The 542-nt window shown below is 69.0% G+C and carries 1 protein-coding gene; it reads left to right on the top strand.

Annotated features, from left to right (window positions below; all coding sequences use genetic code 11):
* Positions 1-21: 21 nt before the first annotated feature.
* The coding region (locus KUV62_RS22640; protein ID WP_261395842.1) for a VCBS domain-containing protein at positions 22-542 on the top strand (521 nt) is incomplete at its 3' end.

Raw genomic sequence — 542 nt, 5'->3', positions numbered from 1 at the left:
GGCGAGGCGTCCTTCGTGCCGATGCCATCCGCGGCGGGTACGCACGGCACCTTCAGCATCGATGCCGATGGCCACTGGACCTACCAGCTCGACAATTCCCAACCGGCGGTGCAGGCGCTGACCTCCGGCGGCGGCCAGCTCACCGATACGGTGACGGTCTCGACGCTCGACGGCACGACGCAGCAGATCACCGTGACGATCAACGGCACCGACGACGGCGCGCAGGTCACCGGCACGCCGGTCGGTACGGTCACCGAGGACACCCGTCTCACCACCTCCGGCAAGCTCGACGTCACCGACCCCGACGCAGGCGAGGCGTCCTTCGTGCCGATGCCATCCGCGGCGGGTACGCACGGCACCTTCAGCGTCGATGCCGATGGCCACTGGACCTACCAGCTCGACAATTCCCAACCGGCGGTGCAGGCGCTGACCTCCGGCGGCGGCCAGCTCACCGATACGGTGACGGTCTCGACGCTCGACGGCACGACCCAGCAGATCACCGTGACGATCAACGGCACCGACGACGGCGCGCAGGTCACCGG

Source organism: Salipiger bermudensis (genome assembly GCF_019801965.1).
GTDB lineage: Bacteria > Pseudomonadota > Alphaproteobacteria > Rhodobacterales > Rhodobacteraceae > Salipiger > Salipiger bermudensis_A.
This window is presented reverse-complemented; position numbering and strand designations above follow the sequence as displayed.